Annotated in this window: 21 protein-coding genes; 11 read left to right on the plus strand and 10 right to left on the minus strand. The window is 44.4% G+C overall.

The window, feature by feature from the left end; translation table 11 throughout:
• Positions 1–47 precede the first annotated feature (47 nt).
• Positions 48–494 carry an SRPBCC domain-containing protein gene (locus tag R7Z10_RS01425; RefSeq protein WP_005375065.1) on the minus strand — a complete coding sequence of 149 codons (447 nt, stop codon included), beginning with the start codon at positions 492–494 and terminating at the stop codon, positions 48–50.
• Positions 495–593: 99 nt separating this feature from the next.
• Positions 594–1,517: a DMT family transporter gene (locus R7Z10_RS01430; RefSeq protein ID WP_053307934.1), complete on the minus strand. Its 924-nt coding sequence runs from the start codon at positions 1,515–1,517 to the stop codon at positions 594–596.
• A gap of 128 nt (positions 1,518–1,645) precedes the next feature.
• Between R7Z10_RS01430 and R7Z10_RS01435 the strand changes: the two genes are divergently transcribed.
• Both R7Z10_RS01435 and R7Z10_RS01440 read left to right on the plus strand, forming a co-directional pair.
• On the plus strand, positions 1,646–2,539 hold the full coding sequence (locus R7Z10_RS01435; RefSeq protein WP_033906699.1) for a LysR substrate-binding domain-containing protein: 894 nt from the start codon (positions 1,646–1,648) through the stop codon (positions 2,537–2,539).
• A 73-nt stretch (positions 2,540–2,612) separates the two neighbouring features.
• The gene (locus tag R7Z10_RS01440; protein ID WP_017634716.1) at positions 2,613–3,671 is read left to right on the plus strand and encodes a trypsin-like serine protease; all 1,059 of its coding nucleotides are present in this window, start codon (positions 2,613–2,615) and stop codon (positions 3,669–3,671) included.
• A 16-nt stretch (positions 3,672–3,687) separates the two neighbouring features.
• Here R7Z10_RS01440 and fliJ read toward each other — a convergent pair whose 3' ends face one another.
• Genes fliJ through R7Z10_RS01480 form a run of 8 tightly spaced genes read right to left on the minus strand, consistent with a single transcriptional unit; the run spans position 3,688 to position 11,711 of the window.
• Positions 3,688–4,128 (minus strand): flagellar export protein FliJ, encoded by a 441-nt coding sequence (fliJ, locus tag R7Z10_RS01445; protein ID WP_318103732.1) that lies wholly within the window; start codon positions 4,126–4,128, stop codon positions 3,688–3,690.
• 24 nt (positions 4,129–4,152) lie between these two features.
• Entirely contained in the window at positions 4,153–5,499 is a 1,347-nt protein-coding gene (fliI, locus tag R7Z10_RS01450; RefSeq protein WP_318103734.1) for a flagellar protein export ATPase FliI, read from the minus strand.
• Positions 5,492–6,247: a flagellar assembly protein FliH gene (fliH, locus tag R7Z10_RS01455; RefSeq protein ID WP_017820534.1), complete on the minus strand. Its 756-nt coding sequence runs from the start codon at positions 6,245–6,247 to the stop codon at positions 5,492–5,494. Before fliH ends, fliI begins: the two co-directional genes overlap by 8 nt.
• 4 nt (positions 6,248–6,251) lie before the next feature.
• Entirely contained in the window at positions 6,252–7,265 is a 1,014-nt protein-coding gene (locus R7Z10_RS01460) for a flagellar motor switch protein FliG (RefSeq protein ID WP_005375048.1), read from the minus strand.
• The gene (gene fliF / locus R7Z10_RS01465) at positions 7,234–8,985 is read right to left on the minus strand and encodes a flagellar basal-body MS-ring/collar protein FliF (RefSeq protein WP_005384024.1); all 1,752 of its coding nucleotides are present in this window, start codon (positions 8,983–8,985) and stop codon (positions 7,234–7,236) included. Before fliF ends, R7Z10_RS01460 begins: the two co-directional genes overlap by 32 nt.
• A gap of 3 nt (positions 8,986–8,988) precedes the next feature.
• Complete coding sequence (gene fliE, locus R7Z10_RS01470) at positions 8,989–9,345, minus strand: flagellar hook-basal body complex protein FliE (protein ID WP_005375045.1); 357 nt, start codon at positions 9,343–9,345, stop codon at positions 8,989–8,991.
• A 15-nt stretch (positions 9,346–9,360) separates the two neighbouring features.
• Positions 9,361–10,692, minus strand: coding sequence for a sigma-54-dependent Fis family transcriptional regulator (locus R7Z10_RS01475; RefSeq protein ID WP_031778880.1), 1,332 nt, complete (start codon positions 10,690–10,692; stop codon positions 9,361–9,363).
• The gene (locus tag R7Z10_RS01480) at positions 10,692–11,711 is read right to left on the minus strand and encodes an OmpA family protein (RefSeq protein ID WP_318103735.1); all 1,020 of its coding nucleotides are present in this window, start codon (positions 11,709–11,711) and stop codon (positions 10,692–10,694) included. The genes R7Z10_RS01475 and R7Z10_RS01480 overlap by 1 nt, the downstream gene beginning before the upstream one ends.
• 379 nt (positions 11,712–12,090) lie before the next feature.
• On the opposite strand from R7Z10_RS01480, the gene R7Z10_RS01485 reads away from it, so the two are divergent.
• The 9 genes from R7Z10_RS01485 (at position 12,091) to lafA (ending at position 20,301) form a co-directional block, all read left to right on the plus strand.
• Complete coding sequence (locus R7Z10_RS01485; protein WP_005375039.1) at positions 12,091–12,909, plus strand: FliM/FliN family flagellar motor switch protein; 819 nt, start codon at positions 12,091–12,093, stop codon at positions 12,907–12,909.
• Positions 12,906–13,277, plus strand: a complete 372-nt coding sequence (fliN, locus tag R7Z10_RS01490) for a flagellar motor switch protein FliN (RefSeq protein ID WP_318103737.1) — start codon at positions 12,906–12,908, stop codon at positions 13,275–13,277. Before R7Z10_RS01485 ends, fliN begins: the two co-directional genes overlap by 4 nt.
• A gap of 18 nt (positions 13,278–13,295) precedes the next feature.
• Complete coding sequence (fliP, locus tag R7Z10_RS01495; RefSeq protein WP_005375037.1) at positions 13,296–14,054, plus strand: flagellar type III secretion system pore protein FliP; 759 nt, start codon at positions 13,296–13,298, stop codon at positions 14,052–14,054.
• Positions 14,055–14,066: 12 nt separating this feature from the next.
• On the plus strand, positions 14,067–14,336 hold the full coding sequence (gene fliQ, locus R7Z10_RS01500) for a flagellar biosynthesis protein FliQ (protein WP_005375036.1): 270 nt from the start codon (positions 14,067–14,069) through the stop codon (positions 14,334–14,336).
• Entirely contained in the window at positions 14,336–15,112 is a 777-nt protein-coding gene (gene fliR, locus R7Z10_RS01505) for a flagellar biosynthetic protein FliR (protein WP_005375027.1), read from the plus strand. The genes fliQ and fliR overlap by 1 nt, the downstream gene beginning before the upstream one ends.
• Positions 15,109–16,236 (plus strand): flagellar biosynthesis protein FlhB, encoded by a 1,128-nt coding sequence (flhB, locus tag R7Z10_RS01510; protein ID WP_318103739.1) that lies wholly within the window; start codon positions 15,109–15,111, stop codon positions 16,234–16,236. Before fliR ends, flhB begins: the two co-directional genes overlap by 4 nt.
• 31 nt (positions 16,237–16,267) lie before the next feature.
• Positions 16,268–18,358, plus strand: coding sequence for a flagellar biosynthesis protein FlhA (gene flhA / locus R7Z10_RS01515; protein WP_005375024.1), 2,091 nt, complete (start codon positions 16,268–16,270; stop codon positions 18,356–18,358).
• Between the two features lie 19 nt (positions 18,359–18,377).
• Positions 18,378–19,148, plus strand: coding sequence for an EAL domain-containing protein (locus R7Z10_RS01520; RefSeq protein WP_005375023.1), 771 nt, complete (start codon positions 18,378–18,380; stop codon positions 19,146–19,148).
• A 301-nt stretch (positions 19,149–19,449) separates the two neighbouring features.
• Positions 19,450–20,301 (plus strand): lateral flagellin LafA, encoded by an 852-nt coding sequence (lafA, locus tag R7Z10_RS01525; RefSeq protein ID WP_005375019.1) that lies wholly within the window; start codon positions 19,450–19,452, stop codon positions 20,299–20,301.
• The last annotated feature ends 2 nt before the right edge of the window (positions 20,302–20,303 follow it).

A 20,303-nucleotide genomic window follows, 5' to 3' on the forward strand; every position in this document is an offset into this window, starting at 1 on the left:
TGTATACCTTCAGGCAACGCATCGTCAGCCCAAGATAAGCAAGAACCCTAAGCTTGCTCTTCACTAATGGCTTTTATCAAGGGTAAAGCTTTTTCCCATCCGTGATTAAACATGGAAACAAAGTCGTTGTGAGTATGAATGGTAACATTGAGTAGTAAACGATCGTTGTTGGTATCGATCTGGTAGATCTCTCGCGATCCGATCCACCTAGATGCTAGGTCAGCATCGAGTTGTTGACGATTATCCGGATTAAAAATGGCAACATGATGAAATTCAAGTTTTTGAAGCGGTAGCACCGTATCTATGATCGCCCTTGTCCCGCCCATATCTGGATCAAAAAAAGTGATGCCACCTCCTTCTTCCCAAGCTCCTTCAAATTGAGACTGCGGTGAAAAGGCTTGTGCCCAACGTTTATACAACTCAACATCGGTTAGCACTTCCCACACTCGTTGCGGTGTCGCCGAAATTTCGACGTAATAATTTAGCGTAAGCATGATTTCTCTCCCTGAACCTTTCTTGACGCTAGCCCATACTCAGGAAAAATCAAACCACACGACCAATTTATCTACCTGCCCCCTTCATTTTCCGACAGACTAAGAAGTTCTCGCTTGTAAACCGCCACTGCGATGCGCCGTAAAACGAACCCAACATGTGTTCAGTATGATTGCGAGCACTATTAAACTCATCCCAACAATTTGACTTTGACTCATTCGGTCTTCAAAAAACAGGCTCTGCCAAACCGCAGTGAACAATAAGTTAGTAAAAATGAGTGGCGCAAGTTGAGAGCCACTGCTTGCCAGTTTATATGCTTTGGAGCGAAAAACTTGGGTGTTAATGATCATCAGAGACATCATACCGATCCACAGCGTATTTGAAGAAATCTCAGGCGCCATAACACTCATATTAAGTAACGCGTCGAAGTCATTAAACAAAGTTAGCGGCAACAGAAATACGGCAGCAAAACCAAACGCCCAAAAGTTGATTTCTAGCGGCGACATATTTGTTTTACTCACTTTATATAACGTAAGCTGAGAACCAGAATTGAAGAGTCCACCAGCCAAGCCGAGCAATAAATCCGCTCGCCATGTAATCTCACTTCCACCGCCCGCCAACATAACCACACCAGTGAACGCCATTGCTAAAGCCGCCAATGTTGAAACACGAATGCGCCCCCTCATGAACAGCTTTTCAACCAAGGGAATAAATAATGGGCCAGTAGCAAACAACACAACCCCTTCAACGAGCGTTAACGTTTGTAATGACGCGATAAAGCAAAGTTGTGACAAACCGATACAAAGAGCACGCAATAAAATAGGCTTTAGCGTGCCCGCTTTAGGAAAGGTAAGGTTTTTCACACGAAGTAAGATAAGTAAGATAAGCGCAGGCACCAAAAAACGTAAGAAGCTAAATAGTGTGACGGAAAGTTCGCCTGACAACTGCTTTGCTAACAGTCCAGTAACAGATAAGCTTAACGTAGACATCAACATGAAAAGGATAGATTTATTTACAGCATTCATTCAATACTCCTTAATATATGGAGCATTTTAAAAGACATCACTTATCGTAAATAGCGAGTAATATTAACCATTGATGTAAGAAAAACTTACAGTTTAACTTATCTATCACCAGCTACGGTTTTTAAATTATGCGGAAACTAGTCCCCTTAAAGTCCATCTACGCATTTGTTGCAGTAGCTGAGTCTGGCAGCATGACAGAAGCAGCACAGATATTAAGTGTGAGCCACTCAGCCGTAAGTCAGGCAATTAAATCGCTGGAGAGTCAAGTCAACAAGCCTCTGTTTGATCGCATAGGCAGACAAGTTCAACTCAATGCGGACGGTAAAAAGTATTACAGAAAGGTGGCACCCGCTTTAGAGCAAATTGTCGATGCAACGGAAGCACTCATCCAAGATCAGAATTTGCAACGTGTTACGCTCAATATGGTGAATTCATTGGCTCTTCACTGGTGGATTCCTCGAATGTCAGATTTACAAGGGTTTGCTCCTCAATTAGACGTTCGTTTATCAAACCTGTCTGGCAGATTCAATTTAGAACAAGAAGGTATCGACGCGGCTTTGGTGCATGGAAATCCCGAAGAATGGCAGGATTACTACTGCGAAAAGCTCAGTGAAGATGAACTGGTTTTGGTGTGCAGTCCTGAATTGATAGCGAAGACAAAGGACTCAAACATCACTCAACTCTTAAAGCAGTATCCCATCATTGAAGTTACTAACGAACGAAGAAAAAATGACTGGAACGTGTGGCTGGACGCGACGGGTATCCAGCGACCTAAAAATAAAAAACCAATCACTTTTAACATGTCGATACAAGCCGTCCAGGCCACAACTCGTCGTTTGGGGTTATTGGTCACTCATCGCTTGTTTGTGAAGGATGACATCAAATATGGTCAGCTAATCGAGCTGGGTGAACCCGTCATTAATCCTCATCAACAGCTTTACTTTGTATGCCCGCCACACAAGCTAAAGCTTGAATCGTTTCATCTGTTGCGATCTTGGCTACAACAATCATTCAACTATTAGAAACTTTTGTTAAGCGCATTCACTGAAAAACTAGTATAAAGTTAGAAGAGCACTTTTCATCCAAGGATGGTTTATGAAGCAGTATCAAATATGGCTAAGCGCACTCTGTTTTGCAGTATCTTTGAGTACGACCGCTGAAGTAGAAAATGATAACCGCCTTTCAGAACAAGGGATCTCCACGGCAATTATTGGGGGTCAGCAGGCTACCCAAAACCAACTTCCTTTTTTTGCACGTCTTATTCTACATAAAACTGGCGCGAATCAGTTTGCCAATATTTGTGGGGGAACCATTGTAAACGACCGCTTCATTTTAACTGCGGCCCACTGCGTAGAACCAAGCGTTTTTACTGACGGCTGGACAATCAACGACCTACGAGTGTTAGTCAAAAACCCTACGATGAATGACGTGTTTGTTGAAGAATTCAAAGATGTTCGCTCTATCACGATTCATCCTGATTATGTGCCTAGCGATTTATGGATTAATGACATCGCTGTCCTTGAATTGACTAGACCTATCACCGATAACGTCCAATCCATCACTTTACCGCAAGACTTTGGAGACTACAGCAGCAAGTCAGTTTATCAGATATTCGGTTTAGGTCAGACCTCAACCAATGATGAAAGCCCCCCTAACTATTTACGCTGGGCAGAAGTAAAACCCCTTACCGACACCCAATGCGTTTCGTTGGTAACAGGGTTTAACGCTCAGGAAAGTTTATGTGCGAATGGATTTCCTGAACGAAGCTACACTGGCATCTGTCGTGGTGACTCAGGCGGTCCTCTCACCTATCAAGACAATAATGGCATGTATCAGCAAATTGGCATTGTGAGCTACGGTTCTTCAGTTTGCGAATCCGCTGCGATTCCAAGTGTGTTTACCGAGATTTTGAACTATGCAACATGGATTGAGACCCAAACCAGCTCAGGTGTAAAAACCAGTTATAACGCCCTCTTAGCAAGTTCGGAAGATTATCATAGCGAAGGGGACTCTGGCTTTGAGCCTGTCGATACCAACACATCTGGCTTTGGTAACAACGGCAGCAGTGGCGGCGGTGCTCTCGGATCAGGGTTGATCATGCTTGGAGGCTGGTTTGGTTGGCTAAGACACCGCAGAAATTATTCGCGCTCCTAGTAGCGTCAACAAGACATCATAATATCTTGCGCTTAACGCGAGAGTTAATGATGTCTTCAATCATCTTTTGCTCTTTTTTCGCTTTTTCATAGTTCTGCTTAGTACGCCAACGTTCAAGCACTTTTTCTAACCCTTGAACGCGTGCGTGCTTGTGTTCTAGCGTTTTCTGTACAGATGCACATTCCGCTTGCATAACGGCTTGCTCTTGCTCGTGGTGACGAAGCATTCTTTGTAGCATTTGGTCAACACGATTAAAGTTCATCAAAGCCGCGCTCGTCAGCGTCGGGCCGGTTCGGGTTGATTGTCCAGCGTGGCCTTTCAACGCCGACAACTGTTCCAATTGCATTGAAAGATGGGAGTGACGCTGACGCATGGCATCAAGTTGTTGACCCACACGGTCACGCTGTTTTTCTTCTATTTGCTGTAACTTGCCTACGGCTTTTAACTTGGATTTCATTTCAGCCTTGTCACTCCCATTTGATTAAGCACTTTGAAAAAGCTGCGCGAGCTCGGTCAAACTGGTTGGGTAATCTACAGACTCGCTGGCAGCTTGTTGTAGATATGCACGCAAATTTGGATACATAGCAACAGATTGATCTAACTCAGGATCTTGTCCTGGTTGATAACCCCCTAATGGCAGTAACTCTTTAACCTGAAGGTAGTTGGAGTACATTTGACGGAAGTTATTCGCAATCGTGCTGTGTGCGTCCTGCGTACAAGTATTCATACAACGGCTAATAGACGCGTTGATATCTATCGCGGGATAATGCCCTTGCTCAGCCAGTTGACGCGATAAAACGACATGCCCATCTAAGATGGCGCGCGCGGAATCCACGACAGGATCTTGTTGGTCGTCCCCTTCTGCCAATACGGTATAAATTGCCGTTAAGCTACCATGTTGATTTTCACTGTTACCCGCTCGCTCTAGGAGTTGAGGTAACACGCTGAAGACTGAGGGCGGATAACCACGAGAAGCTGGAGGCTCTCCGAGCGAAAGAGCGATTTCGCGCTGTGCCATGGCGTATCGGGTTAGAGAGTCCATCAGAAGTAGAACGTCTTTGCCTTGGTCTCGGAAATACTCTGAAACGCGATGACAAAGTAGTGTCGCTCTTAACCTCATTAGCGGGGATTCATCAGCAGGAGCCGCGATAATGATCGCTTTCTTGCGCGCTTCTGGGGTTAAGTTTCTCTCGATAAACTCACGTACTTCTCTGCCTCGCTCACCGATAAGCCCGACCACAATTACATCGGCCTCCGTGTTTTTGGTGATCATCCCCATTAACACACTTTTACCGACGCCACTGCCAGCCATCAAACCAATACGTTGGCCTTTGCCTACCGTTAATAGTCCATTAATCGCACGCACGCCTACGTTGAGTGGTGTATCAACTGGGCGTCGCTTCAGTGGGTTAATCGGTTTTGGTTCAAGTGAAACTCGCTCTCCCCCCTTAAGCGGTGCCCCGTCATCTAACGGCTCACCTAAACCATTCAGTACGCGTCCTAACCACTGAGAGCTTAGCTGCACGGTACTGTCACCATCAAGAGGGATGACTTTTGCACCTGCAAACAGACCGCCTAAACGGCGGATAGGCATGAGGTAAGCAATAGTGTGTTCAAAGCCCACAACTTGCGCTTCGATCATATCGCCTTCCGCGGTTTCTACGAGACAACGCTGCTCAAGCTTAAACCGACACCCTACGGCTTGTAACATTAAGCCGTTTACTTTTATCAATCGCCCTGTTACGCGAGCAACAGGGATTGAATCAAGCGAAGCCAAGGCTTCGCTCAAACGCTCACTTAATAGTTCATGGCTTAGGGTATTACTCATGCTCAGACTCTACCTGTGGAATACTGACTTCATCCAAAAGGTGTTGCTTTACATTGTCCATACAGGCTTCCAAGCGAGAGTCGCAGCTCGCATCCGCTTCTGCGTCATCAGTCACTAACTGACAGCCACCAATAGGAAGCTCCGTATTAGGGACCAGTTTCCAAGATTGCGGCAAATCAGCATTGATGTGAGTAATACGCTCTAAATCTTGCGGATTTAAATGCACAGTTACTGTTTCCGCTTTACCAGGCATGGCAGACAATGTCTCATCCACCAAAGCTAGGATCTGCTGAGGCATTAAAGTGAGCTCGGCACGAATCACTTGCTGAGCTACCTTTTGTACCAGTTCACAAATCATATGGCGTTGTTGCTGTTCTTTTTCATCTTGCCAACGAGAAAGGGCGTGAAAAAGTTCATTGACAGGCTTCGCCGCCTCCAAAAAGCCTTGCTTTCCAGACTGCTCACCGGAAACAAAGCCTTTTTGGAAACCTTCTTTTTGGCCTTCCAACAGACCTTGTTGCTTGCCCTGTTCGATACCTTGGCGTAAGCCTTCCTCATGTCCTTGTTGCAAACCTTGTTGAAAACCTTCTTCAAGTTGCTGTTGGATATCAATTTGAGGTTCTTGCCAGCCTTGGTTATCTAGCCCGAATTCGTCTTCGATAGTCTTAGGTTGCGCTAAAGGCGGAAAACGGTGTAAACGATACCCGTTCGGAGGCAATCGCATAGTACTTGATTTTGTCTCTAGCATGACCTTACTCCACCGTTGGCTCTTCATAGAGAAGCAGCTGAACTTCACCAGATTCATCCAGCTCACGTACCATTTGCATGATGTCTTGACGTGCTTTTTGAACTCGACTTAACGCAACAGCGCCGCGTGCGTCCATGTCATCTTCTAGCGCTTTCACCATACGTTGCGGCATTGAACGCTTAATAGCTTGCTGTAAGGTAATATCGGAACCTTTTAGCGCGACTGCCCACAACTCTAGCGGGATTTGCTGCACCAACATGTCCATGGTTTCTTCGCGTTGTCGGCCAAGAACCATAAAGTCGAACATGTTTTCTTCGATTGCATTAACAACATCTTCATCATGCAACTTCAGCATTTCCATCAATGAACCACGGTCACCTTCAAAGCGGTTAATGATATCTGCAGCTTGCTTAACACCTGATAACGGCGTGCTTTGACTTGCGGATACTTTTTCGATGCAACGCTCAACGAGTTCATGCAAATCAACAGCAACTTGATGATCGATATCTTGCAATTGAGCAATACGGAACAAGATTTCGTCATGGTAATCTTGTGGCAAGTGCTTCAATACCGCTGAAGAGCTGTCTGCTGGCAAATACGCTAGAAAAATTGCTTGCATTTGTGGGTGCTCGTTCACAATGAAACGAGCGAGAGTTTCTGCTTCCACCCACTGTAAGCGCTGCATATTGTTGCGAATTTCATCGCCATATAAGGTATTTAATAACCCTTTTGCCAAATCGTTACCCAATGCTTTACGCAATGTATTAGATAGGTATTCCTTAGAGGCTCCTCGAATACCGCTGTGCTCACGGAAATCTTCAAAGAAAGTTTGAATAACACCACGAGCAGAATCGCTCTTAATGCCATTTAACTTCGCCATTGCACGAGTCACACGCTGGGTTTCATCACGGCTAAAGTGTTGCAAAACCTTCGCTGCGGCATCCTCGCCCATGCCTAATAGCACGAGCGCGGTTTGTTCAACATAACTAAGCGTCTGCTTTGATAGAACTGTGTTCATTGATGTTTACCCATTGTTTCAGTATTTCGGCTACGCGCTCTGGCTCTTCATTAGCAATAAGCTGTAGGTGTTTCAATTGAATTTCTAATGGCGAACCTGCTGGTGGTAGCATGTCGCTGTTTACATCTAAACCTGAAGAGGCTGAGATGCCTTTTTCAGATAGGCGGCGATCAAGTACTTCTTCATGCTCGCGTTCTTCACGCGTTTGCAAGTTTTCGTAGTCAGGTTCTTCCTGAGGCTCAGCAAAATTTAGCTCAGGCACAGGTTTATCAACGCCAGTTAGGTGCATGATTAATGGACGCAGTACGAAGAAGATCATCGCCAAGCCTAACAAGCCACCAATAACGTAGCGTATTGGCTGCTGTACTGTAGGGTCTTGCCACCACGGCAGTGCAGGAGGAGCATCAATTTCGATTGGGGTGAAGTTGAAACTCATTAAACTTAAGCTGTCACCTCGTGTGGCAGAGATACCAACAGCATCCATGATCATGTTTGAGATTTGCTCTTTATCGGCTTCACTCCACGCGACACCATCTGGCGAAGCTTTGGAGTTCAACAGAACCGAGACACTAAGCTTTTCTATTTGGCCTTGTTGGTATTGAGTACGACGAACACTGCTCCCTACAGCATATTGACGATTCACTTCAGATCGCGCATTCGTGTTTTGGCTATCGTTCGTTTCCACTTCACCAGATCCTGTCACTGGCGGTTGGTTACTTAGAGAACCAGGAACACCCAACGCAATTTGATCAACCGAGTTGTTATGAATGGTGTGCTCATTACGCACAACCGGTGCGTTATCCAAAATTTCTTGTGTTTCTTCAACTTGGCTAAAGTCCAGATCGGCAGCGACTTGTACTCGGAAGTTACTCGGCCCCACAATCGGCGTAAGCATGTCTGCTGCGCGTTGGATGATCTGTTTTTCAACACTCTTCTGGTATTCAAGATATTTCGCGTTTACTTTACCGGCTTCCGCAGAAGCGACATCCGCACTAAGAAGACGGCCGTACTGGTCAATGACAGAAACAAATTCTGGCTTCATTGCCGTGACACTACCGACCACTAGGTTAATGATCGCTTCAACTTGTTCAGGCTTTAAGTCTTCACCAGGTTTGAGCTCAAGCATGACAGATGCTGATGGATTCTCACTGTTTTGGCGGACGAATAGAGTTTGACGAGGTATTGCTAAATGAACACGCGCGTTCGCTACTGAGTTCAAAGACATGATAGTACGTACTAACTCACCTTCTAAACCATGACGATAACGCGCCGTTTCCATAAATTGGCTCGTACCAAGAGAGCTATCTTCCTTGAGCGAATCCAAACCTGTCGGCAGCTTAGCTTTAACACCTTTTGATGCAAGCAACATGCGCACCTTCGCAACCTCACCTTCTGGTACAAGAACTTGTCCATTTTGCTCTTGCATGCGGTAGCTTACGCCTTCGCTTTCTAATACCGACACAATTTCGCCGATATCAAAACGCTCTTGTTGGCTATAAAGCGGACGAAAGCTCTGCGAGGAACTCCATAGTGCAACCACAATAATCGCTGCAACAATCGCAGCTAACACCGCAGATAGCACTAAGTTTCTCTGACTGCTAGACCAGATTTGCTTCAGCTTCGTTGTCACATCGTCCATGCCGTTGGCAGTAGAAAATGTCTGTGCTGTGCCGGTAGCCATAGCTGTGTTTCCGGCGACTTGGGGGGTTAGTTCTGACATGAATTACACCGGCATCTTCATAATATCTTCAAATGAGGTCACGACTTTGTTGCGCACTTGCATCAAAGCATTAAAGGACAAGCTGGCTTTTTGGCTCGCGACCATTGCACCAACTAGGTCATCACTTTTTCCTGTTTCTACGGCCGTCATTTTTTGACTAGCCACTGATTGATGTTGATTCACTGTATCCAACACATTTGTCATCGCTTGTGAGAACGATAAAGGTGCGTTTAGTGATTGTTGATCTAAAGGATTTGCACTCACGATAAACTCTGGCGGCTGCACTTGTGCCTGCATCGCCTGCATTTTTGACAACATAAGTTGCTCTGCCGAGACCGCATGAGTAGGTTGACTTGCCATCTATTTTTTCTCCTATTAGGCAGCCGAGCCTAGTGCCGACTGTAAATCAATACCATGTTCTCGCATTGCTGCGAGCTTGTAGCGTAGCGCTCGAGTAGAGACTCCAAGCGCGTTTGCGGTTTTCGTTCGGTTTCCACCAAACTGACGTAACTTTTCCAAAATAAACTGATATTCAGCTTGCTTCTTCGCTTCTACATGACCAAAACTTGAAGTTGGCTCTGCTGTAGGAACTGACGCGACAAGCTCAATAGGCAGCATCAGGTCATGGGCTGTAATGTAATCACCATGACGCATGACCAAAGCGCGTTGAATGACATTTTCCAACTCACGAATATTGCCCGGCCAGTGATACTGACTCAGCGCACTAATCGCATCTTGGGATAGGTGACAGCGGCTGCTATCTTGATACTTTTCAATAAAGAATTGGCTAATCGGTAGAATGTCCTCTTTTCTTTCACGCAAAGGCGGCCAGTGCAGAGGCAGCACATCTAATCGATAATAAAGATCTTCACGGAACGTGCCTTTTTGAACTTCCTCACGTAAGTCTTTGTTGGTTGCCGCAATAACACGAATATCGAGCTGAACGGCTTTATGGCTACCAACACGTTCTACTTCACGCTCTTGAAGGACGCGTAACAATTTCGCTTGAACCGCAGGTGACATTTCACCAATCTCGTCAAGCAGAATCGTCCCGCCATTTGCTTCTTCAAACTTACCGCTTTGAGAATTTGTCGCTCCGGTGAACGCGCCTTTTACATGACCGAATAGCACAGCCTCTAACATTGACTCTGGAATGGCGGCACAGTTAACCGCCACAAATGGACCATTGATACGCGGAGAGTGCTCATGCACATATCGCGCCAGCACTTCTTTACCCGTTCCCGATTCACCTGTAATAAGCACACTCGCGTTAGTACATGCTGCACGATGCGCCAATTGCAGAACTTGTTTGCTTCTCCAAGACTCCGCAACAATGTTGGCCATTGGCTTACCTAACGCTTCAACACGTTTAAGCAGATTAACCAACTGATTAGATTCAAATGGGCGTAATAGATAATCAGTAGCGCCCGCTTTCATCGTCTCAGCAGCCAAGATGCCTTGTTCTTGGTCGACAATCGCAATAACAACACCCGAATTTCGCTGCTTTTGGTGACACGCGACAAACTCACGAACACACATATCCGGCAGCGTAGAGCTCACTAAAGTGATTTCTGCTCGCTCTTCAAGCAAAGCGCCTCGACCAGTACGAGTGTGTTTCGCGGTGTAACCTGCATTTTGCAACACATCCAATACTGGTTGAGCAAGAGCTTCATTTGGCTCAACCAACAAAATTTTCGTTTTCGTCATCATTGAACCTTAACTTTCGTTTGTTGATTTTGTGATTGTAGATCTGGGTGGTGTTTCGTAGCCGTATACTCGTTGTCCCTCACTAAACGCAGGGTGACACGTCGGTTTTTTGCTTGGCCATTAACCGAGTTATTGCTGGCAATCGGGTAACGCGAACCATGAGCTCGTGTTTCGATCATCGACTCGTCGACCCCAAGCTCAATCAAAGCGTTGGTGACTTGCTCTGCTCGAGTACGTGACACAGAAAGGTTCGTTAAACTTGAACCAACGTTATCGGTGTGACCGTCGATGAGGATTTTGGTCACTCGATCATCCACAGATACATAGCTATACAGCGCTTCTAGTGTTGCTTTCTGTCCACGACTTAACGTCTTCTGACCAAACTCAAATGAGAGCGCCATATCCCTTGTCTCTGAAAAAGACAATTTAGGCAATCGCGCGCGACACGCATTAAATGATTTCAATGCGTTTTGAATTTGAAGAGTAGGAATCACAATCTCTGAAACAGAGGAAGCATTACTTCCTTTAAGTGACAGCGTCACCCAACTACCCGAAGCAATTGAATCCATGAATTCTTCAGCGCCTTTATTAAAGATAAAACGCTGAGACGGCTTAGTAAATTCAAGGGAGCCAAATTCTTTTCTATAAAGCTCATCACTCCAAGGAGCATTTTGAGTTGTTAAAGCAATCGTTTTCCATTTATTGTTTTCATATTCTATATCGGAAATAAAATAGAATTTATTATTAGGTTCCGCTAGGAAATAAAACTTCCCATAGTCATTATTTGATTGCAACAAGTTGCATTTGAATTTATTTCCCTCATATGTCCATTTAGAGAGGTCCATAGGGATTGTTAAGACTTCTTCTGAATATGACACTTTTGAAAAAATAAAACTGATAACAATAATTGTGTTACAAATTATCAAACGGACATGATTCATGTATATCTTACATTCCCATGACTTAAACCGTTTAATTAAATATGCCACCAAGCCGAGAGAACTGGCATAGCTAATCATTTTAATTACCTATTCTGAATATTAAAATTGGTTACAAAACGCTCAAGAGAGCACGCTTAGCCTCCAACGGAAGCTTTAAGCATAAAAAACAGTATCTTATAATTTATTTATTTGAAGTTGTTGTTACGCCATAAAGGCAATTTAAAAAATCTATAACAACTAAAACGCTCAACATTGTTATTTTATTTATTAAGCGATTTATAAAGAAAACTAACTCTTTTTAAATTTCATTAAAAGATTATGACTATATGAACAAAGCAACATGTGAACTAAAGTCACAATCTTAGAGTTTGGAGCTAAAAGATCATTAAAATTTCTGTGTAGACTACACGCCATTAAGTTAAAACACTTTCGATTGTTAACGCACGGTAAAATATAAATGGAAAATAGAGTTAGCGAGCCTATTTCTGATAGTCAACTACTTGATGTAGAATTATTAGGCAAACCTATTCATATCATTCGTGAGAAGCTCGATAATTTAATTTCAGAATCTTGCTCAAACCTTACGACTGAATTACAAAATTGGCTCAGCACAGGAAAAGTGGAAGCTAGCTTAACCTCAGTAGACTTGCACCGCTTTACATCGGTTGAGATGGACAAAGAGCAAACGTCGACCTATCAACATCAGGAAGGCGGCATGGTATTCATCCATGGTAACCCTCACACGCTAATAAAGTTGGCTGATAGATTTTATGGTGCAAGTGCAGAGCGTTCAGCCGCTACTCTGACGGCCAGTGACTTACGTTTACAAGAGCGCATCAGTCGAATCATCATCGGTTGGCTTGCTCCTGGTGAAATGTGGGACACGGGTGAGTATGAGACCCCTAGAGGAATTGGCATTAACGTTCAATTAAACATTGCGTTTGACGATCATCAAGGTTCAATTCATCTCAAGCTAGATGGTCATCTTATTCAAACGCTGATCGAGCAGCTTGAACTGCAACCTGATACCGATTTGTTTCAACCTTTCTGTCGTTCTTTAGAGACGACCCCCGTTCGACTGAACGTTGTTCTAAGTAAAAAGAAGATGCCTTTAAGTGATGTGGTTGGCTTACAACCTAACGATATTTTACCTATTGAGCTTCTTAACACGGTTCCAGTAAGCATTGGCAACCAATCTCTATTTACAGGTCGTATTGCCGAGCAAGACGGCCAACTTGTTTTGATCTTTAACCCTGATAAGGAACCGCAGCGATGAGCGAAGCGCTAGAAACTAATGCATTCGACGCAGAAGAACTGAACTTTGATGATTTTCAATTAGAAGACTTTGAAGCCGAAGATACGCTCCAACAAGAACCAGCCACTGCGGAACGTGACCTTAGCTTTTTCAAAAGCATTCCTGTCACAGTCACGCTGGAAGTTGCGAGTAAGGAGATCCCACTTGGGGACTTAATGAAAGCGGGTGAAGGCACGGTTATCGAGTTGGAAAAGCTCAATGGCGAGCCTTTAGACGTGAAAGTAAACGGTTCTCTTATGGGCCACGCTGAAGTTGTCGTTGTCAATGATAAGTATGGACTTCGTCTGATCGATGTACATGACTCTGCATTGAGTGTCGTTGGTCAATAATCTTAGGTAGGCATCACAATGAAAAATCTGAGCGCTTGGCACCGTTGGTTACCTCTTTTGGTATTGGTGTCACTTTTGTTTGCTTTCCCAACAATGGCGGCTGACAACGGCTTAACTATCTTGTCCGTTTCTGATGGCGACACACAACAAGAATACAGCGTTAAACTGCAAATTCTGTTGTTGATGACGGCGCTCAGTTTTCTTCCAGCATTTATTTTGATGGCGACGAGCTTTACTCGAATTGTCGTTGTCCTTGCGATTTTGCGCCAAGCTCTTGGTCTTCAACAAAGCCCACCTAACAGAGTGTTGGTCGGGATCGCTCTCGCATTGACGTTACTGATTATGCGCCCTGTCTGGAGCGATATTTATGAAAATGCGTTTCAGCCATACGACAACGGCGAAATCACGCTAATACAGGCTTTTTCTGTTGCAGAGAAACCAGTGAGAGAGTTCATGTTGGCACAGACGCACCAAAGCTCTCTTGAACAAATGTTACGTATTGCCAATGAGCCTCTCGACCAAAACGTTGAGGATATTTCATTTGCCGTTGTCTTGCCTGCATTTGTCATTAGTGAACTGAAAACCGCCTTCCAAATTGGTTTTATGCTTTTCATCCCGTTTTTGGTCATCGACTTGGTTGTCGCCAGTGTCCTGATGGCAATGGGTATGATGATGCTATCACCTTTAATTGTCTCACTTCCCTTTAAGTTGGTGGTATTTGTACTCGTGGATGGTTGGGCAATGACAGTTGGCACCTTATCTGCCAGCTTCGGTTAACTAGGAGCAGTTATGACCCCAGAACTAACCGTAACGTTATTTTCCGATGCAGTATGGCTGATCATTTTGATGGTTGCCGTATTGGTTGTTCCAGGCTTAATTGTCGGTTTGTGTATCGCCGTATTTCAGGCTGCCACACAAATCAACGAGCAAACACTCAGCTTTTTGCCACGTTTGCTCGTTACCTTATTAATGGTGATTTTTGCAGGTCACTGGATGCTCCGTAAGATCATGGAACTGTTTGATTTCTTGTTCCACAACATACCAGGGATGATTGGCTAATGGCCATCACATTTGCAGAGCTCTCGGCGATACTCGGTCAACTCTGGTGGCCGTTTTTTCGTGTGGGAGCCGTATTTATTTCAATGCCTTTCTTTGGTGATGCAATTATTCCTGTTTGGGTTCGTACTTTACTGGCCCTCTCGATCGTTGTCATTACTGGACCGTTAATGCCACCCATGCCACAAGTCGAATTATTCTCTATGACTTCCCTGTTCCTTGCTTTTGAGCAAGCTATTTGGGGGGTAATGTTTGGGTTAATTTTGCACATGCTCTTTAACGTTTTCACCATGCTTGGTCAGGTGATTTCTCTGCAAATGGGCTTAGGTATGGCGATGATGAATGATCCTATTAACGGGCTTTCTGTCGCCATTTTGGGACGCATATTTCTGATTTTCTCAACCTTGTTGTTTCTTGCGCTAGAAGGACACTTACTCGTCATAGATATCGTGATTCAAAGCTTTGTTGTTTGGCCAGTCGGATCTGGTATCACATCGCTTTCTCTGCAAGGTGTTGTCAATATTTTCGGTTGGATGTTTGCCTCTTCACTAGCTTTGGCTTTACCCGCTATTGTTTCCATGCTTCTAGCCAACATCAGTTTTGGTGTAATGAACCGAGCCGCACCATCACTTAATGTCTATGCGTTAGGTTTTCCTATGACGATGCTGCTGGGTCTATTCAGCGTATTAATCTCAGTTTCTGGTGTTCCTGGTCGCTACACGGCGCTCGTTCACGACACCATTAGACACTTGAGTAACTTTATGTTGGGGGGAGCATGAGCGATCAATCTTCTCAAGACAAAACTGAAAAAGCCTCACCGCAGAAGGTAAAGAAAGCCCGTCAGGAAGGACAAATTCCTCGCGCGAAAGAGTTTACTACTGCGGTTATATTTCTAGCGGTGGCGCTCTACTTTTACTCTCAGCTTAATAGTATTTGGGAAGGCATGTCGGGTATCTTTCGCTACAACATGATGCTGACGCGAGCCGACCTAGAAAATCCTAAACAACTTGTCGAGCAATTGGGACAAAGTTTAGCAGTCATCATCGACATGCTATTACCATTGTTTACCGTCATTATTATCGTGACCTGTGGTAGTAGCCTTGTGCTAGGCGGCTGGATGTTCCGTCCCGGGAACGTGATGCCAAAGCTCAGCAAAATTAATCCTTTGAGCGGGATAAAGCGCATTTTTTCGACCCGCTCAGTGGTTGAGCTCTTAAAGTCGACGTTCAAAGTAGCCGTGATCTTCGGCATCTTATATGGCTATTTAGACAACCACTTACAGCCATTACTTGGCATGCAAAACCTCCCACTCAGCCAAGGTTTTTCTCTAGTAATGTCCATTCTGTTTGAAGGCTTACTCTTAATGGGCTTCGCCTTGTTGTTATTTGGGGTTATCGACATTCCTTATCAGCGTTGGGAACACCTAAAAGAACTCCGCATGACGAAACAAGAATTGAAAGAGGAATTTAAAAATAATGAAGGTCGTCCGGAAGTAAAACAACGTATTCGTCAAATACAGCAACAGTTTGCGCGCCGTAAGATCGATAAAATGGTGCCGACGGCTGACGTGATCATCACAAACCCAACGCACTACGCAGTCGCACTGAAATACGAGCCTTCGCTTTCTGACGCGCCCTTTGTCGTCGCAAAAGGCGTAGACGAAACTGCTATGCACATTCAACGTATCGCCCGAGAAAACAAAGTGGAAATCATTAACTCCCCGCCACTTACCCGTTCGATTTATCACACGACGGCGATTGAACAAGCAATCCCAAGCCAACTGTACATCGCAGTGGCACATATTCTTACTTACGTTTTGCAATTGAAAGCCTTTCGTAAAGGTGAGGGAAAAGAGCCAATTCCTTTACCTCATTTTTCGATTCCAAAACATTTGCAGCACTGATTAACCCGCGTTTATCCAAGGACACGAAAGTATGCTTAACCGGTTAAAACAACTTCAAACATCAACCAAAGGCTACGTTGGCATTCCAATCGTCTTGCTAATGATATTAGCAATGGTGATTCTTCCTTTGCCTCCTCTGCTACTGGATGCGCTGTTTACCTTTAATATCGTCTTAGCAATCCTAGTATTGCTGGTCAGCACAACCGCAAAGCGACCATTAGATTTCTCTGTTTTTCCAACTATTTTGCTGGTCGCAACATTATTACGTCTCACATTGAACGTGGCTTCTACGCGAATTGTACTCCTAGAAGGACATAATGGTGGTGACGCAGCGGGTAAGGTCATTCAAGCATTCGGTGAAGTCGTCATTGGCGGTAACTACGTCGTTGGTATGGTGGTGTTCGTCATCTTGATGATCATCAACTTCGTCGTAATCACCAAAGGTGGTGAACGTATTTCTGAGGTTTCAGCCCGCTTTACGTTGGATGCTTTACCAGGCAAACAAATGGCAATTGATGCCGACTTAAACGCTGGCCTTATCGATCAGGAAACGGCTCGATTACGCCGTAAAGAAGTCGCCAACGAAGCCGATTTTCATGGTTCGATGGATGGTGCATCAAAGTTTGTGCGTGGCGATGCCATCGCAGGTTTGTTGATTCTGTTTATCAATATCATTGGTGGTATCAGTATTGGTGTCTTCGAGCATGGACTCGCTGCGTCTGACGCCTTTAAAACTTATGCCCTACTCACAATCGGTGATGGTCTAGTTGCTCAAATTCCTTCACTACTATTGGCAACGGCTGCCGCGATTATCGTTACGCGAATTAATGATAGCGATAATGGCATGTCGGAAACCATGCAAAAGCAATTACTGGCAACTCCTGCAACGCTATTTACTGTCGCAGGTATTATGGCGGTAATCGGTATGGTACCGGGTATGCCACACCTAGCCTTTTTTGCGTTTGCTGGCGCATTAGCGTTCGCAGGGTGGCGTCAAACCAAGAAGCCAGTGCAAGACTCCCAGATTGAAGAGGTCGAAGCACTTTCACAAGCAATGCAAGACGATGATACACCGCTGACATGGGATGATATTCCTCACGTCCAAACATTATCACTTGCGCTTGGTTATCGACTCGTCCATCTAGTCAACAAAGAACAAGGGGCTCCTTTATCACAACGTATCCGCGGTGTGCGTCGAAACCTTTCTGAACAAGTTGGCTTTTTATTACCTGAAGTTCGTATTCGTGACAACCTGAGCCTCAAGCCAAACCAATACACAATTTCTCTAAATGGCGAAGTCATTGAGCAAGGTTTTATTGAACCAGAGCGTTTAATGGCGATAGCGGTTGGCGAAACTTACGGTGAGGTAGATGGCATTTTGGGTAGCGATCCTGCTTATCAGTTGCCAGCTGTGTGGATTGAGCATCAAGATAAAGCAAAAGCACTTAATATGGGTTACCAAGTTGTCGATGATGGCACTGTTATTGCCACTCATATTAGTAAAATCATGAAGACAAACCTTGCAGAATTGTTTACGCACGACGATGTGGAAGCAATAACCCAGCGTTTGACACAACAAGCCCCGAAACTAGCAGAAGCATTAGCAGCAGCACTTAATCCAGCGCAGCAGCTGAAAGTATATCGTCAGCTTTTATTGGACCAAGTGCCACTAAAAGATATTCGCACGATTGCCAACACAATGTTGGAATCCGCGGAAAATACAAAGGACCCGATCCTACTTGCATCTGATGTACGCTGTGCACTAAAGCGTACGCTTGTTAACTTAATTGCAGGACAAAAGAACGAGTTAAATGTCTACGCACTGTCTGATGAGCTAGAACAAATGCTACTAACTTCACTGCAACAAGCACAATCTTCTGGTACGGTAACACTAGATAGCTTCCCAATTGAGCCAAACATTCTTGGTCAGTTCCAACAAAACTTGCCATTGATCAGACAACAACTTAAGCAACAGGGGCTACCTCCGATCCTTCTCGTTATGCCACAGCTGCGCCCTCTTCTAGCGCGTTACGCTCGTACATTTACACAAGGGCTGGCAGTATTGTCTTACAACGAAATCCCAGAAAACAAACAAATCAATGTGGTAGGAAACCTTGGTTAATCTTATTTCAACACATGCGATGTACGAACATTTGGTTGGTCTCGCAGTACAACATATCGTCACGGATGACGATCAATTAGTCTTTGATGCTTTAAAACACAATGATGTCCAACACGCATGCCAAGCAATTAGGGAAGCTCAATCAGGGGAAGTAGAATTCCAACACCTGACGTTGAGATTTGGTATGCGTGGAGAACAAAGTGTCTATCAATTCAAACTCTCTGAACAAATGCAGTACTGCCTGGATTTGTTCAGTCTTTACCTTGCACTAAGACAAACACAATTTCAGTTAGAAGCCTTTCACCACGACTTGATTAGTAATGTTGTCGTGCCGATTCGCGTTGATGCATTACTGTGGGAGCCTGGGGTTTATTTTCTCGAACAGACGATTCAATTCCACTCTTCTGCTTTTCAACATGTGATTCCTTCTCTTCAAGCTGATGAAACGTTATGTGATCGTGATAAAGTCGCCACACTCACCAAAAAGTTAAAAGAGAATGCATATTCACTTTGGTTTGAAGTCGCGACATCGCAAGTGAACTTCGAGCGCGTCGCAGACTTTAGTCCCGATATGATCAAATTGTCAGTCACACTAGAAGATAAAGAAGAAAGACACGCTTTCCTACCTATTGCTAAGTTCTTAAGAAAGCATAAATATACTTGGGTTGCCGGACGTGTAGCGAGTCAAACGGAACTTAACCGTTATCGTTTATTGGGTGCCAGTTATTATTTTGGTTATTTCAGCGATATCCCAACCTCTCTCTCCTTTCAGTCTTTTGATGAGGAATAGTTGAAACTCAACCATTTATATTTAAAACAGCACGATTTATTCGTGCTGTTTTTTTATTTATAACGGATAACCACAAGATCATTGGGCAATAGTTTCTTTAACTTAACTAAAAAATTTAGGCTTATATGATGATTTCCCCGGTTTTCATGGAATACAAATCACTAAAAATCATCAATTTTTATCTTTTTTAGAAATTTTTTAATTTTAAAATTAATCATTAAAGCCGACCGACCGCCTCTAGTTAGTGACAAGGGAATATCCCGAGGCCTGAAAGATATAGTGACTAACTAAGGAGACTAAGATGGCTTTATCAATGCACACTAACTACGCTTCGCTTGTAACTCAAAACACAATGAACACAACAAGCGGACTTCTAAACACAGCAATGGAACGTCTAAGCACAGGCTACCGTGTGAACTCAGCTGCTGATGACGCTGCTGGTCTTCAAATTGCTAACCGTCTAGAAGCGCAAACACGCGGCATGTCAGTAGCAATGCGTAACGCACAAGACGGCATCTCTATGATGCAAACTGCTGAAGGTGCGATGGATGAAATGACAAACATCGTTTACCGTATGAACGACCTTGCTACACAATCGTTGAACGGTTCAAACAGTGCAACAGACCGTGCGTCTCTTAACAAAGAGTTCACACAGCTTACTGCAGAACTAAACAACATCGTAGACAACACTAAGTTCGGTGGTCAAAACCTTCTTAAAGGCGGCGGCTTCGGTGCAGGTGACGTAACATTCCAAATCGGTGCATCTTCTGCTGAAACATTGACTGTAAGCGCAAGCGCAGGTATCGGTGAAATCACTACTATCCTTGCTGATGCAGCAATTACAGATGGTATCGATGACGCGACTAAAGCAAAAGCAGCACTAGACAAAATCAGCGGCGCTGACGGTCTAGTAGAAAAAATTGGTAGCTCTCGTGCAGACTTCGGTGCGAACATCAACCGTCTTGAGCACACTATGGCTAACCTTGGTAACATGGTAGAAAACGTTACAGCATCTAAAGGTCGTATCATGGATACAGACTTTGCAGTAGAGTCTTCAAACATGACTAAGAACCAAATGTTGATGCAAGCAGGTACAACTGTTCTGTCTCAAACTAACCAGCTTCCAAGCATGGCAATGTCACTACTACGCTAATT

Source organism: Vibrio sp. Vb1018, assembly GCF_033338775.1.
GTDB lineage: Bacteria > Pseudomonadota > Gammaproteobacteria > Enterobacterales > Vibrionaceae > Vibrio > Vibrio alginolyticus.

What these genes read in the sequence shown, in the direction of transcription:
- R7Z10_RS01475 (WP_031778880.1), bottom strand. Translation starts at nt 10,692, where the DNA reads ATGACGAAAACGAAAATTTTGTTGGTTGAGCCAAATGAAGCTCTTGCT.
- R7Z10_RS01435 (WP_033906699.1), top strand. Translation starts at nt 1,646, where the DNA reads ATGCGGAAACTAGTCCCCTTAAAGTCCATCTACGCATTTGTTGCAGTA.
- R7Z10_RS01485 (WP_005375039.1), top strand. Translation starts at nt 12,091, where the DNA reads ATGGAAAATAGAGTTAGCGAGCCTATTTCTGATAGTCAACTACTTGAT.
- R7Z10_RS01425 (WP_005375065.1), bottom strand. Translation starts at nt 494, where the DNA reads ATGCTTACGCTAAATTATTACGTCGAAATTTCGGCGACACCGCAACGA.
- R7Z10_RS01460 (WP_005375048.1), bottom strand. Translation starts at nt 7,265, where the DNA reads ATGAACACAGTTCTATCAAAGCAGACGCTTAGTTATGTTGAACAAACC.
- R7Z10_RS01480 (WP_318103735.1), bottom strand. Translation starts at nt 11,711, where the DNA reads ATGATTAGCTATGCCAGTTCTCTCGGCTTGGTGGCATATTTAATTAAA.
- flhA (WP_005375024.1), top strand. Translation starts at nt 16,268, where the DNA reads ATGCTTAACCGGTTAAAACAACTTCAAACATCAACCAAAGGCTACGTT.
- fliR (WP_005375027.1), top strand. Translation starts at nt 14,336, where the DNA reads ATGGCCATCACATTTGCAGAGCTCTCGGCGATACTCGGTCAACTCTGG.
- fliF (WP_005384024.1), bottom strand. Translation starts at nt 8,985, where the DNA reads ATGTCAGAACTAACCCCCCAAGTCGCCGGAAACACAGCTATGGCTACC.
- fliQ (WP_005375036.1), top strand. Translation starts at nt 14,067, where the DNA reads ATGACCCCAGAACTAACCGTAACGTTATTTTCCGATGCAGTATGGCTG.
- fliN (WP_318103737.1), top strand. Translation starts at nt 12,906, where the DNA reads ATGAGCGAAGCGCTAGAAACTAATGCATTCGACGCAGAAGAACTGAAC.
- fliE (WP_005375045.1), bottom strand. Translation starts at nt 9,345, where the DNA reads ATGGCAAGTCAACCTACTCATGCGGTCTCGGCAGAGCAACTTATGTTG.
- R7Z10_RS01440 (WP_017634716.1), top strand. Translation starts at nt 2,613, where the DNA reads ATGAAGCAGTATCAAATATGGCTAAGCGCACTCTGTTTTGCAGTATCT.
- lafA (WP_005375019.1), top strand. Translation starts at nt 19,450, where the DNA reads ATGGCTTTATCAATGCACACTAACTACGCTTCGCTTGTAACTCAAAAC.
- R7Z10_RS01430 (WP_053307934.1), bottom strand. Translation starts at nt 1,517, where the DNA reads ATGAATGCTGTAAATAAATCTATCCTTTTCATGTTGATGTCTACGTTA.
- fliI (WP_318103734.1), bottom strand. Translation starts at nt 5,499, where the DNA reads ATGAGTAATACCCTAAGCCATGAACTATTAAGTGAGCGTTTGAGCGAA.
- fliJ (WP_318103732.1), bottom strand. Translation starts at nt 4,128, where the DNA reads ATGAAATCCAAGTTAAAAGCCGTAGGCAAGTTACAGCAAATAGAAGAA.
- fliP (WP_005375037.1), top strand. Translation starts at nt 13,296, where the DNA reads ATGAAAAATCTGAGCGCTTGGCACCGTTGGTTACCTCTTTTGGTATTG.
- R7Z10_RS01520 (WP_005375023.1), top strand. Translation starts at nt 18,378, where the DNA reads ATGTACGAACATTTGGTTGGTCTCGCAGTACAACATATCGTCACGGAT.
- flhB (WP_318103739.1), top strand. Translation starts at nt 15,109, where the DNA reads ATGAGCGATCAATCTTCTCAAGACAAAACTGAAAAAGCCTCACCGCAG.
- fliH (WP_017820534.1), bottom strand. Translation starts at nt 6,247, where the DNA reads ATGCTAGAGACAAAATCAAGTACTATGCGATTGCCTCCGAACGGGTAT.